The sequence below is a fragment of the Enterobacter sp. 01-M-02-SI-ECC genome (genome assembly GCF_047530595.1).
Taxonomy (GTDB): Bacteria; Pseudomonadota; Gammaproteobacteria; order Enterobacterales; family Enterobacteriaceae; genus Enterobacter; species Enterobacter cloacae_M.
Genome location: NZ_JBLKCZ010000003.1, coordinates 67,607 through 80,931, shown reverse-complemented (window position 1 = coordinate 80,931; position 13,325 = coordinate 67,607). Strand labels below are relative to the sequence as shown.

The window sequence follows — 13,325 nt, the reverse complement described above, 5'->3', positions numbered from 1 at the left end:
GGGATCAGGCCGTTAGCGAAGGCGCGTCGCTGCGCAGCGTGGGGCAGAGCTGTAGCATTTCCAGTAAAATCGCCACGTAGCTGCGGGCTTCCTCTTTGAGATCAAAGGATTGCGGCGCGAAAAGCCAGTTTTCCATCAGACCTGAAATGTAGCTGCGCATCAGGATTGCCGCCCGTCGGGTCAAGAGATTGGCCGGTAACAGTTTTGCCTGCATACAGAGGTTAAGATTCTGTTCAATACGATCATAGCTCTCCAGGCTAAGGCTGCGTTGCGCCTGCTGCACCACCGCCATCTCGCCCACAAACTCGCATTTATGAAAAATAATCTCCATCATTAATCTGCGACGTTCTTCAACTACCGTTGCTTCAAGGATATATACTAATATTTCTCTCAATACTGAGAGTGGATCGTCAGGGAATTTTGCCCGATACTCACTCTCGAGATCGCTAATGCTGGACTCTGAAAGCTCCCAGATTTCACTGAACAGATCTGACTTATCTTTAAAATGCCAGTAAATCGCTCCTCGCGTCACACCGGCAGCCTGAGCAATCTGCGCCAGCGAGGTGGATGAAACACCCTGCTGCGAGAACAAACGTATTGCCACATCCAGAATGTGTTGTCGGGTTTCCAGCGCTTGTTGTTTAGTTTTTCGTGCCATAGGTGGGTGAATTTACAGGAGTCAGATTTACATACATTTGTGAATGTATGTACCATAGCATGACGATAATATAAACGCAGCAATGGGTTTTTAGACTCAGGACCCTTGATCAATTTGAAATCGGACACTCGAGGTTTACATATGAACAAAAACAGAGGGTTAACGCCTCTGGCGGTCGTTCTGATGCTCTCAGGCAGCTTAGCGCTAACAGGATGTGACGACAAACCAGCTCAACAAGGAGCTCAGCAGGCGCCAGAAGTAGGCGTCGTGACGCTCAAATCTGAACCTCTACAAATCACCACCGAATTACCAGGCCGTACCAATGCTTACCGCATTGCGGAAGTGCGTCCTCAGGTTAGCGGCATTATCCTGAAGCGTAACTTCACCGAAGGCGGTGATGTGAAGGCCGGTGAGTCTCTGTATCAGATTGATCCAGCAACCTATCAGGCCTCTTATGAAAGTGCGAAAGGCGACCTGGCGAAAGCACAGGCAGCGGCCAAAATTGCTCAGCTGACGTTGAACCGTTACCAAAAACTGCTCGGTACGAAGTACATCAGCCAACAGGATTACGATACTGCCCTGGCGGATGCACAGCAGGCTAACGCGGCCGTGGTGGCAGCCAAAGCGGCCGTCGAAACCGCGCGCATTAACCTGGCCTATACCAAAGTGACCTCCCCTATTAGTGGTCGTATTGGTAAATCTTCCGTCACGGAAGGGGCACTGGTGCAAAACGGGCAAACTACTGCGCTGGCGACCGTGCAGCAGCTCGATCCGATCTACGTTGACGTGACGCAGTCCAGCAACGATTTCCTGCGCCTGAAACAGGAGCTGGCTAACGGCACCCTGAAACAGGAAAACGGCAAAGCCAAAGTGGAGCTGATTACCAACGACGGTATCAAGTTCCCGCAGGAAGGTACCCTGGAATTCTCTGACGTGACGGTCGACCAGACTACCGGTTCCATCACCTTACGTGCGATTTTCCCGAACCCTGACAAAAATCTGCTGCCAGGTATGTTCGTTCGCGCGCGTCTGGAAGAAGGAACGAATCCAACCGCACTTCTGGTTCCACAGCAGGGTGTCACCCGTACGCCACGCGGCGATGCGAGCGCGCTGGTTGTTGGGGCTGACGACAAAGTCGAAACGCGCAATATCACCGCCACCCAGGCGATTGGCGATAAATGGCTGGTGACGGAAGGTCTGAAAGATGGCGATCGCGTGATTGTTACTGGTTTGCAAAAAGTTCGTCCTGGCGCGCAGGTTAAAGCACAGGAAGTGAAATCTGACGATAAACAACAAGCTTCGGCCGCTGGCCAGTCAGAACAAACCAAGTCTTAACTTAAACAGGAGCCGTTAAGACATGCCTAATTTCTTTATCGATCGCCCCATATTTGCGTGGGTGATCGCCATTATCATCATGCTGGCCGGGGGACTTGCGATCTTGAAGCTGCCTGTCGCGCAATATCCAACGATTGCGCCACCGGCGGTGACAATTTCCGCAACCTACCCGGGGGCTGATGCGAAAACGGTGCAGGACACCGTTACCCAGGTTATCGAACAGAACATGAACGGTATCGATAACCTGATGTACATGTCCTCAAACAGTGACTCCACCGGTACGGTTCAGATCACCCTGACCTTCCAGTCAGGTACGGATGCTGACATTGCGCAGGTTCAGGTGCAGAACAAACTGCAGCTGGCAATGCCTTTGCTGCCGCAGGAAGTACAACAGCAGGGTGTGAGCGTCGAGAAATCGTCCAGTAGCTTCCTGATGGTTGTCGGCGTTATCAACACCAACGGCACCATGACGCAGGAAGATATTTCTGACTACGTGGGCGCCAACATGAAGGACGCTATTAGCCGTACTTCCGGTGTGGGTGACGTGCAGCTGTTCGGTTCCCAGTACGCGATGCGTATCTGGATGGATCCGAACAAGCTGAACAACTTCCAGCTTACACCGGTTGACGTGATCAGTGCGATTAAAGCGCAGAACGCCCAGGTGGCGGCCGGTCAGTTAGGCGGTACACCGCCGGTGAAAGGCCAGCAGCTTAACGCCTCGATCATCGCGCAGACCCGTCTGACCTCAGCCGATGAGTTCAGCAAAATTCTGCTGAAAGTGAATCAGGACGGTTCGCAGGTTCGCCTGCGTGACGTGGCAAAAGTTGAGCTGGGCGGTGAGAACTACGACATCATCGCGAAGTACAACGGCAAGCCGGCTTCCGGTCTGGGTATCAAACTGGCGACAGGCGCTAACGCCCTGGACACCGCCACGGCGATCCGCGCAGAGCTGAAGAGAATGGAACCGTTCTTCCCGTCAGGTCTGAAAATCGTTTACCCGTACGACACCACGCCGTTCGTCAAAATCTCGATTCATGAAGTGGTTAAGACGCTGATCGAAGCCATCATCCTGGTATTCCTGGTGATGTACCTGTTCCTGCAAAACTTCCGCGCGACGCTTATCCCAACGATTGCCGTGCCGGTTGTTCTGCTCGGGACCTTTGCGATCCTGTCGATATTTGGCTACTCGATAAACACCCTGACGATGTTCGGGATGGTGCTCGCCATCGGCCTGCTGGTGGATGACGCCATCGTCGTGGTCGAGAACGTCGAGCGTGTGATGGCGGAGGAAGGTCTGCCGCCGAAGGAAGCTACCCGTAAATCCATGGGTCAGATCCAGGGCGCGCTGGTCGGTATCGCGATGGTGCTGTCTGCGGTATTTATCCCGATGGCCTTCTTCGGAGGCTCTACCGGTGCGATTTACCGTCAGTTCTCCATTACCATCGTTTCCGCGATGGCCCTGTCGGTACTGGTGGCGTTGATCCTGACGCCAGCCCTGTGTGCCACCATGCTGAAGCCGATTCAGAAAGGCGGTCACGGCGAGCATAAAGGCTTCTTCGGCTGGTTTAACCGCATGTTTGACAAGAGCACGCACCACTACACCGACAGCGTGGGCAACATCCTGCGCAGCACCGGTCGTTACCTGCTGCTCTATATCATCATCGTGGTGGGCATGGCCTACCTGTTTGTTCGTCTGCCAAGCTCCTTCCTGCCGGACGAAGATCAGGGCGTGTTCCTGAGTATGGCTCAGCTTCCGGCGGGTGCGTCGCAAGAGCGTACCCAGAAAGTGCTGGATGAGATGACCGATTACTACCTCACCAAAGAGAAAGCCAACGTTGAATCCGTGTTTGCGGTTAACGGCTTTGGCTTTGCGGGTCGCGGTCAGAACACCGGTATTGCCTTCGTCTCTCTGAAGGACTGGTCTGAACGTCCGGGCAAAGAGAACAAGGTTGAAGCCATCACCGGCCGTGCAATGGGCACCTTCTCGCAGATTAAAGATGCGATGGTATTCGCCTTTAACCTGCCAGCGATTGTTGAACTGGGTACCGCAACCGGCTTCGACTTCCAGCTGATCGACCAGGGCGGTCTGGGTCACGAAAAACTGACGCAGGCGCGTAACCAGCTGTTTGGTGAAGTCGCTAAACACCCTGACCTGCTGGTCGGCGTGCGTCCAAACGGCCTGGAAGATACGCCACAGTACAAGATCGATATCGACCAGGAGAAAGCCCAGGCGCTGGGCGTATCCATCAGTGACATCAACACCACGCTGGGCGCAGCCTGGGGCGGTAGCTACGTTAACGACTTCATCGACCGCGGTCGTGTGAAGAAAGTGTACGTGATGTCCGAGGCGCAGTACCGTATGTTGCCGAACGATATCAACAGCTGGTTCGTGCGCGGCAGCAATGGTCAGATGGTACCATTCTCGGCGTTCTCAACCTCACGCTGGGAATACGGTTCACCGCGTCTGGAACGCTATAACGGTCTGCCATCAATGGAGATCCTGGGTCAGGCAGCGCCGGGCCGAAGCACCGGGGAAGCCATGAACCTCATGGAAGAACTGGCAAGCAAGCTGCCTGCGGGTATCGGCTACGACTGGACCGGTATGTCCTATCAGGAACGTCTGTCCGGTAACCAGGCCCCTGCCCTGTACGCCATTTCACTGATTGTGGTCTTCCTGTGTCTGGCGGCACTGTACGAGAGCTGGTCGATTCCGTTCTCCGTTATGCTGGTGGTTCCACTCGGGGTTATCGGTGCGCTGCTTGCAGCAACGTTCCGTGGACTGACCAACGACGTTTACTTCCAGGTAGGCCTGCTGACAACCATTGGCTTGTCGGCGAAGAACGCGATACTTATCGTTGAATTCGCCAAAGATCTGATGGAGAAAGAAGGCAAAGGCCTTATTGAGGCGACGCTTGAGGCGGTTCGTATGCGTCTGCGCCCAATCCTGATGACGTCGCTGGCGTTTATCCTCGGCGTACTGCCGCTGGTTATCAGCTCCGGTGCGGGTTCCGGCGCGCAGAATGCGGTAGGTACAGGCGTTATGGGTGGGATGATCACCGCGACCGTACTGGCTATCTTCTTCGTACCGGTGTTCTTCGTGGTGGTTCGCCGCCGCTTCAGCCGTAAAAATGAAGATATTGAGCACAGTCATTCGGTAGAACCTCACTGATACCGGTTCCACATGATAAAAAGGCCGCATTAGCGGCCTTTTTCATTTTCAGAAAAAATCATAAATTACGCTTATTGTGGCTCTATTTATTTTCTGCCATCTTAAATAGACATATCATAATTAACTGATACCTTAATCGGTGAATTCAGGATTTTTTTAATTTCATTTCCCCGCTTAAGGTATTAGGAATATTCCTAATAAGAAGTTCTTACAAAGATAAGTCTGAATCTGAACTTTTCTTATCATTTTTGCTAAGCTGATGAAACGTAAGGAAGCGATAAAACCCCGTCGTTAATTTGGATAAAAACGTTGAGTCCAGGGTGACCATTTGCGTAGACGCTCCCAGCCTGCGGTTTTTATTTGTAATTTTTCGTAATAGCGCGGTGAAATCCAGGAAGGAGTGGCTTATAGTTAGGTTATCAGGAACACAGCACTCATGTAGCTAAGTCAGTTGTATCCATCCCGACAATGATGTTCGGTGAGTAAGAAATCACTCAGAAGGGGATGCGCTATGGACGAGTACTCGCCAAAAAGGCATGATATCGCGCAGTTGAAATTTCTCTGCGAATCCTTGTACCATGACTGCCTTGCCAATCTTGATGAAAGCAACCATGGCTGGGTAAACGACCCAACGTCTGCCATCAATTTACAGTTGAATGAGCTGATAGAGCATATCGCAACCTTCGCACTTAATTATAAAATTAAGTACAATGAAGATAATAAGCTCATTGAGCAAATTGATGAATACCTGGACGACACCTTTATGTTGTTCAGCAGTTACGGCATTAACGCTCAGGATTTGCAAAAATGGCGTAAATCGGGAAATCGGCTATTCCGCTGTTTCGTCAACGTGAGCAGAGCTAACCCGGTGAGTCTTTCCTGTTAAAATTATTACAATTACTAAGGTGAATTTATGTCTGATAAACCACTCACAAAAATCGATTATTTGATGCGCTTACGACGTTGTCAGTCAATTGACACGCTCGAGCGCGTCATTGAAAAGAATAAATACGAGCTTTCTGATAATGAACTGGCGGTATTTTATTCAGCCGCTGACCATCGTCTTGCTGAACTGACAATGAATAAGCTGTATGACAAAATCCCTACTTCTGTGTGGAAATTTGTCCGTTAATCTTTGAAGGGTGTCTGTAGAGTTCTACGCCTCGTTCTGAGTATTTACCTGTCCCGTTATGCTCCCTGTGCGTAAGCCAGGTCTCCGTATAAAACGTGTTCATCAGCAGCAATGTTGTGACGACAGTCACATCGGCTTTTCGGGAACGTTCCCCTTCTGGCCTGTTCCGATTACCCTTCGGTAATAACATCCAGAGAGGTTTCCAATGAGCTTAGAAAAACAGAAAATGATTGCCGGTGAACATTACCGCCCCGGCGATGAGACGTTACGGGCTGACCGACTGCGGGCCCGCCATCTGGTTTACCGCTATAACCACACCGCGCCTGATGAAAAAACAGAACGACAGAACATTCTGGCGGAACTTCTGGGACAAAGCGCAGGAGCTTATATTGAGCCGAGCTTCCGCTGCGACTACGGATATAACATTTATCTGGGCAAAAACTTTTATGCTAACTTCGACTGTGTGATGCTGGATGTCTGCCCTGTTCATATTGGCGATAACTGCATGCTCGCGCCGGGTGTTCATATTTATACGGCTACCCATCCCCTGGACGCGGAAGAACGAAACAGCGGCGTGGAATTTGGAAAACCTGTCAATATTGGCAATAACGTCTGGATTGGTGGCCGGGCGGTCATTAACCCTGGCGTCACCATTGGTGATAATGTGGTCGTGGCCTCCGGCGCCGTCGTGACGAAAGACGTCCCGGCTAACGTCGTCGTTGGCGGCAACCCGGCAAAAATCATCAAAACGCTGTGAGGTTGCGGGGAGTCAACTGTTATAGTCTTTTAGCGCCAGACTGTTACTTTTTTCAGCCTGATGGCTCCCCTAAAATTGGCAGACACCCTGTATTGTCAACTCTCATGAAGGCAAAAAATGACCGAGATACAGCGCCTGCTTACCGCCACCATCGACGATCTCAACCTCCGCGAAAAGCGCGACAATCGCCCGCGCTTTAGCATTAGCTTTATTCGCAAACATCCTGGACTGTTTGTCGCCATGTATGCCGCCTGGCTGGCGACGCTTGTTGTGATGCTGAAGTCCGAAACGCTGGTGGACTCCGTCTGGCTGCTGGTTGTACTGTTTGTCGTCTTTAACGCCTTTTTCTTTTTCGACGTGAATCCGCGCTACCGTTACGAAGATATCGACGTGCTCGATTTCCGGGTCTGCTATAACGGCGAATGGTACAACACGCGTTACGTGCCAGAGGAGCTGATCGAAAACATTATGCACTCTCCGGCGGTAGAAGCCGGGCAAAAAGAGAAACTGCAGAAAATGGTCTCCACCAAAGGTCAGCTCTCTTTCTATGATGTCTTTACCCTTTCCCGCCCTGCTGCTGCGTAATTAACGTCTGCAGGCGTCGGATCCCCAGCGCAAACTGAGAAGCAGAGGTATTGCCGTAACCTAAAACCAGACCGGTTTGCCCCTGCTTCGCCTCCAGGTAGTACCCGCTCAGCGCAGCGGGTGCCAGCTGAAACGCCCTCGCCTGCTCCACTAGCCTCTGGTCGTCAATATCCTCTATCGCCAGCGCCAGATGCATTCCCCCTTCGCCTGCCAGAATGCGATGCGGAGAATAAAGCTCTGCGCCCAGCACCTCACGTAGCTGGCGGTAGCGTTTACGGTAGAGCCTACGCATAGCGGCAAGATGACGGGCGTAATGACCTTCTTCAATGAACAGCGCCAGAGTACGCTGCTCCGCGCGATGCCCCCCGCGCAACAGCGAGCCGATGGCCGGGCGAGCCGCTTTCGCCAGCGCTGGCGGTAAAACCATAAACCCCATTCGAAGTGACGGAAACAGCGTTTTACTGAACGTCCCCAGATATACAACGGGCGCATTGTTGACCATTCCCAGCATCGCCGGTACGGGCTCACCGGCATAGCGGAACTCGCTGTCGTAATCGTCTTCAATGATCCACGCGTTGTGCTTCCGGGCCAGCTCCAGCAGCGCCAGCCGCCGCCGCGCGCTGAGCACGCTTCCATAAGGGAACTGATGCGAAGGAGAGGTAAAAATCATTGAGGGCACAGGCGCATCCAGCCCTTCCCAGCACATTCCCTCGTCATCAACCGGTATTCCCGTCATTGCCAGGCCGGTTTTAACAAACGCACTCTTTGCCCCGCTATAGCCGGGGTTTTCTACCCAGGCGACATCGCCAGGCTCGCTTAACAGCATTGTGCAGAGATTGACGCCCTCAAGCGCTCCTTCGGTTATCACTATCTGGCTGGCGTCGCAGTCGATACCGCGAGACAGGGCGAGATGCCGGGCAATCGCGGCCCACAGCGACGGCTCGCCGGCCGGGTCGCCATAGCCTAACAGGGCACTCCCCTCCTCGCGCAGGACGCGATCGTACAATCGCCGCCACAGCGGCAAGGGGAAATAGTTAATAGCAGGCGTTCCCGGCGTAAACGCCATCACCGGGGTGTCGCGCGGCACGGGCGCGGACAGCAGGGCGACCCGTTTTGTCAGCCTGACGTCAGGATCCGGCAATGCCCGGGCAATCGTACGATGAGCGAATTGCCCCACCCGCGTACCCTGACGGTTACGCAGCAAATAGCCTTCGAGCGCGAGCTGGTCCAGCGCCGCATTGACGGTGTTTCGGGAAACCGAGATCTGCTGCGCAAGCGTTCGCGAACCGGGCAGCTGGCTGCCGGACCGAAGCCTTCCGCCCAGTATGGCCTCCCGCAAAGCGAGATAGAGCGCGCGCTGGAGCGTCTCTTGCCCACGCTTTTTCAGCGCAGCATGGAGCAAAGCGTAAAGCTCATCACCCGGTATATTCATCTTCCCTCCTTGTGGTACCAGAAAAACATAGCCTGGTGGTTCTTTTTAAGGAACCAGCAATTCACTAATCTGGAGATCTTTTCAACGTCACGGAAATAAAGATGAATACATTCAATGCGTTTGGGCAGCCCGTAGGTGAAGCCCTTATCGACTGGCAGCCTCGTCAGCACCCGTCCCGGGTGGTCCTTCAGGGTCACTATTGTCGGCTTGAGCCGTTGCGCGTGGAGCATGCCCACGCGTTGTTCTCCGCCTATTCCCTGGCCGAAGATACCCGCAGCTGGACGTGGCTGCTGCGTGAACCCGATGCCACCGCAGAGGAGTTTGCCGAATGGGTGGCGAGCGTAAGTGAGTTATCCGATCCCATCCACTTTACCGTTATGGATAACCGGACCCAGTCTCCTGTCGGTACGCTTTCCCTGATGCGGATCGATCCTAAAAACGGGGTCGTGGAAGTGGGGCACGTTCACTTCTCTCCTCTGTTAAGCCGCACGCCAGGGTCGACAGAAGCGCAGTATCTGCTGATGCGGTACGTGTTCGATACCCTGGGGTACCGGCGCTATGAGTGGAAGTGCAATAGCCTGAACGAGCCTTCCCGCAAAGCGGCGCTGCGTCTGGGCTTTCAGTTTGAGGGACGCTTTCGTCAGGCACTGGTCATAAAAGGCCGTAACCGGGATACCGACTGGTTTTCGATTCTCGACAAAGAGTGGCCGGCGCTGGCTAACGCCTTTGAAAGCTGGCTTGCCACCGACAATTTTACTGCCGATGGCAAACAGAAAAGATCCCTGGAAAGCTGGCGAGAAACGCGCGTTTAGCGTCTTTTTTTACGTCCCTGAACCGCCTTAAAGCGCGGATTAGATTTGCAAATCACGTATAAGCGTCCCTTGCGTTTGACTATCTGGCAATCCGGGTGACGCTGCTTTGCACTGCGTAATGAGTTAAGTACCTGCATGGTTAGCCCCGCTTCGCATTGAGAAAACCGCCAAAACGCTTGCGGAAGCGCGCTGCGCTGCCGTCCGTGGAGAACGTTTTCTGCTTACCGGTATAAAACGGGTGCGATTTTGAAGAAACCTCGATGGTGATGTACGGATACGTTTCACCGTCGAGTTCAATTTCGCGGTCGGTTTTAATGGTTGAGCCGACTTTAAAGTATTCATTAGCGCTAGTGTCGTGGAATACCACGGTGCGATAGGCTGGGTGGATATCGGGTTTCATCGTAAATCCTTTATGTTTTGTTATAACATAACAAAATAATATCCAGGCGAGGTTGAAAAAACAACCCCTCTCTTCTGACGATAATTTCTCGTTTGCCTGAGATAAAATGAAAACCATGCCAACCACGTGCTATAACTATATCATTTCGCGATAAAATCTTTCTCTTCAGGCAGGGAACTCAATGCCCAGGAAGGGTGTACGAGGAAGGACACGACAGCATGAAAACCCGACATCTGGTCAGTCTGGTGACTGGCGTACTTATCTTTTCCGTGCTGGTCCCCATTTGTCTGAGCATCTGGCTGGCCCACCGCCAGGCGGAAGATAAATTCGCCGATGCGCTGGATAACTACGCCTCCCGCGTGCTGGTACGCACCGACAGGGTTGTAGACCAGGCAAAGGAAGCACTCGATCACCTGCAGGCTTTTGAGGGAGTGCCATGTAGCCCCTTGCAATTGAGGGAAATGCGCCGGGTCGCTTTCTCGTGGCGATATGTCCAGGAAGTAATTTATATCGACAACCTTCGACCGCTCTGCTCCTCCCTGGAGCAGACCAGTCATGCGCCCCCTTTTCCCCCTCCAATGCGCATTACCGAAGATGGTTACAGCGCGTGGCTGACCACGCAAAACGATCTTGGGTTTAACCGCTACATGACGGTGCTGGGAAAAGGCCACTACCTTGTCATGATCGATCCTGCCTCGCTGGTGGACGTGATCCCTTTCGGCGAGATAGCGATTGATGCCGCCCTGGTAGGAAGCACAACGCACCGCATATTCGCCAGCAGCAGCAAGCTTGATTCTCACATCCGCGACATGGTTCAGGAGCGGGGTGTGAAAAGCGTGCAGTACAACGGTTCAATGTACGTTATGAAGTCTGTACCTGAGCTTGGGTTTACCGTCGTCGCATGGGCAACGCTCAAACCGCTCGCTGAAACCTGGCACCGGCAGCTTCTTTTCTGGTTACCGTTCGGCATGTTGATAAGCCTGCTCGCCGCACTGTTTGTCCTGCGGATCCTGCGGCGTATCCAGTCGCCGCGCAATCGCCTGCTTGACGCCATTCACAGCCGGGATTTTGTGGTTCACTATCAGCCCATCGTGGCGCTCTGTAGCGGAAAAATTGTGGGCGCTGAGGCGCTGACGCGCTGGCCGCAGCCAGACGGAAGCTGCCTCTCACCGGATATTTTTGTCCCCCTTGCCGAGCAAACGGGGCTCATCTCGCAGCTGACGCAGCTCGTCATCGAAAAGGTGTTTGAAGATATGGGACACTGGCTGCAGCGTCATCCGGATCAGCATATCTCCATAAACCTCGCCCCTGCCGATTTAACCTCCGGCATCCTGCCGCCTCTGCTGAGTCAGCTCCTGAACAAGTGGCAGATCCACCCCCGGCAAATCGCCCTGGAGCTCACCGAGCGCGGCTTTGCCGATCCCAAAATTAGCGCACCGGCTATCGCCGCATTGCGTCGTTCGGGCCACCCTGTCTATATTGATGATTTTGGCACGGGCTATTCCAGCCTGAGCTATCTGCAGGATCTGGACGTCGACACGCTAAAAATTGATAAATCGTTCGTGGATGCATTGGAGTATAAAAACGTGACGCCGCACATCATTGAAATAGCGAAGTCGCTGAAGCTGGCGATGGTAGCGGAGGGCGTCGAAACCGCAGGGCAACTCGCCTGGCTACACCGCCACGGCGTGCAGTACGGTCAGGGATGGTTTTACAGTAAAGCGCTGCCGAAGACGGAATTTATTCTTTGGGCAGAAAATAACCTCGGCATGCATTCTACTTAAGATAGGATTTCATCACCCGCAACACCACGCCAAGATCGGCTTCACGCTGCGCTTCTTCAGGCTCTTTCACCACATGATCGGTTAAATGCCCTTCGATCACCTGCATCATCATGCCATTGACCGCCCCGCGGATCGCCGCCAGCTGCTGTAACACCTCGGCGCATTCGTGATCGCTGTTGAGCATTTTTTCCAGCGCGGTGCTCTGCCCCTGAATTTTCTTCAGGCGAGTCAGTAACATCTTCTTGTCGCGAGCGGTATGTGACATCTCTGTATTCCTTATTTTTTGGCTTTTAAAGCATATCACGCTCTACTCCCCCTGAGTATTTTTCTACTGGGGGGTAGTATTGAGCTACTGGGGGGGAGTAGTATCTCCGCACGCTTTCCACTCCGGAATTTCCCATGACCGATTTTGCTTCACTTCTTCCGCAGGGCAATGCCTGGCTGTTTGTTCCCAGCGCTATCCTGCTCGGTGCGCTACATGGCCTGGAACCGGGCCATTCAAAAACAATGATGGCCGCCTTTATTGTGGCCATCCGCGGCACGCTGAAACAGGCGGTGTTGCTCGGCCTGGCGGCCACGCTCTCCCATACGGCGGTGGTCTGGCTCGTTGCGATGGCGGGATTATGGTTTGGTCGGGGCTGGGATGCGCACACGTCCGAACCCTGGTTCCAGCTGATCTCCGGAGTGCTGATCGTTGCGATCGCCCTGTGGATGGCGTGGCGAACCTGGAAAGAGAGCCAGCCGCACGATCATCATCATCACGATCATGATTACCACCACCATGACCATGACCACCACCATGACCATGACCATGACCACCACCATGACCATCATCATCACCACGAACACTCGCTGGTTGAAGAAGAGTGGCAGGACGCCCACCAGCGCGCTCACGCGCAGGATATTAACCGGCGCTTCAGCGGTCAAAATGTCACCACAGGACAGATCGTGATGTTTGGCCTGACCGGCGGGCTTATCCCCTGCCCGGCGTCCATCACCGTGCTGCTGATCTGCCTGCAGCTGAAGCATTTCGCCCTCGGCGCGACGGTGGTGTTCAGCTTCAGTATTGGTCTGGCGTTAACGCTGGTCGCTTCCGGCGCGATTGCCGCCTTAAGCCTCAAGCACGCGACCAAACGCTGGCCCGGGTTTAGCGAATTCTCCCGTAAAGCGCCGTGGATCTCCGCTGCGCTGATTACCGTAGTAGGGATGTACATGAGCCTGCATGGCCTGAGCGGCATTCTGGCGTAAGACTGCGGCCACG

14 protein-coding genes are annotated in these 13,325 nt (G+C 53.6%); 9 read left to right on the top strand and 5 right to left on the bottom strand.

Annotated features, from left to right (window positions below):
• Nucleotides 1–4: 4 nt before the first annotated feature.
• Nucleotides 5–658, bottom strand: a complete 654-nt coding sequence (gene acrR / locus ACMWLG_RS06060; RefSeq protein ID WP_023310602.1) for a multidrug efflux transporter transcriptional repressor AcrR — start codon at nucleotides 656–658, stop codon at nucleotides 5–7.
• 141 nt (nucleotides 659–799) lie between these two features.
• Here acrR and acrA point away from each other — a divergent pair, with 141 nt between their 5' ends.
• The 6 genes from acrA (at nucleotide 800) to ACMWLG_RS06030 (ending at nucleotide 7,636) form a co-directional block, all read left to right on the top strand.
• Nucleotides 800–1,993 (top strand): multidrug efflux RND transporter periplasmic adaptor subunit AcrA, encoded by a 1,194-nt coding sequence (acrA, locus tag ACMWLG_RS06055; protein WP_023310601.1) that lies wholly within the window; start codon nucleotides 800–802, stop codon nucleotides 1,991–1,993.
• A 22-nt stretch (nucleotides 1,994–2,015) separates the two neighbouring features.
• Nucleotides 2,016–5,162: a multidrug efflux RND transporter permease subunit AcrB gene (gene acrB / locus ACMWLG_RS06050; RefSeq protein ID WP_023310600.1), complete on the top strand. Its 3,147-nt coding sequence runs from the start codon at nucleotides 2,016–2,018 to the stop codon at nucleotides 5,160–5,162.
• A gap of 511 nt (nucleotides 5,163–5,673) precedes the next feature.
• Nucleotides 5,674–6,048 (top strand): Hha toxicity modulator TomB, encoded by a 375-nt coding sequence (gene tomB / locus ACMWLG_RS06045; protein ID WP_008499288.1) that lies wholly within the window; start codon nucleotides 5,674–5,676, stop codon nucleotides 6,046–6,048.
• 27 nt (nucleotides 6,049–6,075) lie between these two features.
• On the top strand, nucleotides 6,076–6,294 hold the full coding sequence (locus ACMWLG_RS06040) for an HHA domain-containing protein (RefSeq protein ID WP_008499287.1): 219 nt from the start codon (nucleotides 6,076–6,078) through the stop codon (nucleotides 6,292–6,294).
• A gap of 205 nt (nucleotides 6,295–6,499) precedes the next feature.
• Entirely contained in the window at nucleotides 6,500–7,051 is a 552-nt protein-coding gene (gene maa / locus ACMWLG_RS06035) for a maltose O-acetyltransferase (RefSeq protein WP_023310599.1), read from the top strand.
• 117 nt (nucleotides 7,052–7,168) lie between these two features.
• Nucleotides 7,169–7,636 carry a YlaC family protein gene (locus tag ACMWLG_RS06030; protein ID WP_045400719.1) on the top strand — a complete coding sequence of 156 codons (468 nt, stop codon included), beginning with the start codon at nucleotides 7,169–7,171 and terminating at the stop codon, nucleotides 7,634–7,636.
• Here the strand turns inward: ACMWLG_RS06030 and ACMWLG_RS06025 are convergent.
• A complete protein-coding gene (locus ACMWLG_RS06025; RefSeq protein ID WP_414762960.1) occupies nucleotides 7,608–9,068 on the bottom strand; it encodes a PLP-dependent aminotransferase family protein in 1,461 nt (486 codons plus the stop codon). The genes ACMWLG_RS06030 and ACMWLG_RS06025 overlap by 29 nt on opposite strands.
• 101 nt (nucleotides 9,069–9,169) lie before the next feature.
• Here ACMWLG_RS06025 and ACMWLG_RS06020 point away from each other — a divergent pair, with 101 nt between their 5' ends.
• Nucleotides 9,170–9,880: a GNAT family N-acetyltransferase gene (locus tag ACMWLG_RS06020; protein ID WP_023310596.1), complete on the top strand. Its 711-nt coding sequence runs from the start codon at nucleotides 9,170–9,172 to the stop codon at nucleotides 9,878–9,880.
• Here the strand turns inward: ACMWLG_RS06020 and ykgO are convergent.
• A complete protein-coding gene (ykgO, locus tag ACMWLG_RS06015) occupies nucleotides 9,877–10,017 on the bottom strand; it encodes a type B 50S ribosomal protein L36 (protein WP_003859006.1) in 141 nt (46 codons plus the stop codon). The two genes, ACMWLG_RS06020 and ykgO, sit on opposite strands and share 4 nt — an antisense overlap.
• A 2-nt stretch (nucleotides 10,018–10,019) precedes the next feature.
• Nucleotides 10,020–10,280, bottom strand: a complete 261-nt coding sequence (locus ACMWLG_RS06010) for a type B 50S ribosomal protein L31 (protein ID WP_010428154.1) — start codon at nucleotides 10,278–10,280, stop codon at nucleotides 10,020–10,022.
• A gap of 218 nt (nucleotides 10,281–10,498) precedes the next feature.
• On the opposite strand from ACMWLG_RS06010, the gene ACMWLG_RS06005 reads away from it, so the two are divergent.
• Nucleotides 10,499–12,064: an EAL domain-containing protein gene (locus ACMWLG_RS06005; protein ID WP_045400712.1), complete on the top strand. Its 1,566-nt coding sequence runs from the start codon at nucleotides 10,499–10,501 to the stop codon at nucleotides 12,062–12,064.
• Here ACMWLG_RS06005 and ACMWLG_RS06000 read toward each other — a convergent pair.
• The gene (locus ACMWLG_RS06000; protein ID WP_045400709.1) at nucleotides 12,057–12,329 is read right to left on the bottom strand and encodes a metal-sensing transcriptional repressor; all 273 of its coding nucleotides are present in this window, start codon (nucleotides 12,327–12,329) and stop codon (nucleotides 12,057–12,059) included. The two genes, ACMWLG_RS06005 and ACMWLG_RS06000, sit on opposite strands and share 8 nt — an antisense overlap.
• A gap of 134 nt (nucleotides 12,330–12,463) precedes the next feature.
• Between ACMWLG_RS06000 and ACMWLG_RS05995 the strand changes: the two genes are divergently transcribed.
• Nucleotides 12,464–13,312 carry a nickel/cobalt efflux protein RcnA gene (locus tag ACMWLG_RS05995; protein ID WP_045400706.1) on the top strand — a complete coding sequence of 283 codons (849 nt, stop codon included), beginning with the start codon at nucleotides 12,464–12,466 and terminating at the stop codon, nucleotides 13,310–13,312.
• Nucleotides 13,313–13,325 lie beyond the last annotated feature (13 nt).

Coding starts and splice junctions, on each gene's coding strand:
- acrR (WP_023310602.1), bottom strand. CDS start 658: ATGGCACGAAAAACTAAACAACAAGCGCTGGAAACCCGACAACACATT.
- ACMWLG_RS06010 (WP_010428154.1), bottom strand. CDS start 10,280: ATGAAACCCGATATCCACCCAGCCTATCGCACCGTGGTATTCCACGAC.
- ACMWLG_RS06005 (WP_045400712.1), top strand. CDS start 10,499: ATGAAAACCCGACATCTGGTCAGTCTGGTGACTGGCGTACTTATCTTT.
- ACMWLG_RS05995 (WP_045400706.1), top strand. CDS start 12,464: ATGACCGATTTTGCTTCACTTCTTCCGCAGGGCAATGCCTGGCTGTTT.
- ACMWLG_RS06000 (WP_045400709.1), bottom strand. CDS start 12,329: ATGTCACATACCGCTCGCGACAAGAAGATGTTACTGACTCGCCTGAAG.
- ACMWLG_RS06020 (WP_023310596.1), top strand. CDS start 9,170: ATGAATACATTCAATGCGTTTGGGCAGCCCGTAGGTGAAGCCCTTATC.
- ACMWLG_RS06030 (WP_045400719.1), top strand. CDS start 7,169: ATGACCGAGATACAGCGCCTGCTTACCGCCACCATCGACGATCTCAAC.
- ykgO (WP_003859006.1), bottom strand. CDS start 10,017: ATGCAGGTACTTAACTCATTACGCAGTGCAAAGCAGCGTCACCCGGAT.
- acrB (WP_023310600.1), top strand. CDS start 2,016: ATGCCTAATTTCTTTATCGATCGCCCCATATTTGCGTGGGTGATCGCC.
- ACMWLG_RS06025 (WP_414762960.1), bottom strand. CDS start 9,068: ATGAATATACCGGGTGATGAGCTTTACGCTTTGCTCCATGCTGCGCTG.
- maa (WP_023310599.1), top strand. CDS start 6,500: ATGAGCTTAGAAAAACAGAAAATGATTGCCGGTGAACATTACCGCCCC.
- ACMWLG_RS06040 (WP_008499287.1), top strand. CDS start 6,076: ATGTCTGATAAACCACTCACAAAAATCGATTATTTGATGCGCTTACGA.
- tomB (WP_008499288.1), top strand. CDS start 5,674: ATGGACGAGTACTCGCCAAAAAGGCATGATATCGCGCAGTTGAAATTT.
- acrA (WP_023310601.1), top strand. CDS start 800: ATGAACAAAAACAGAGGGTTAACGCCTCTGGCGGTCGTTCTGATGCTC.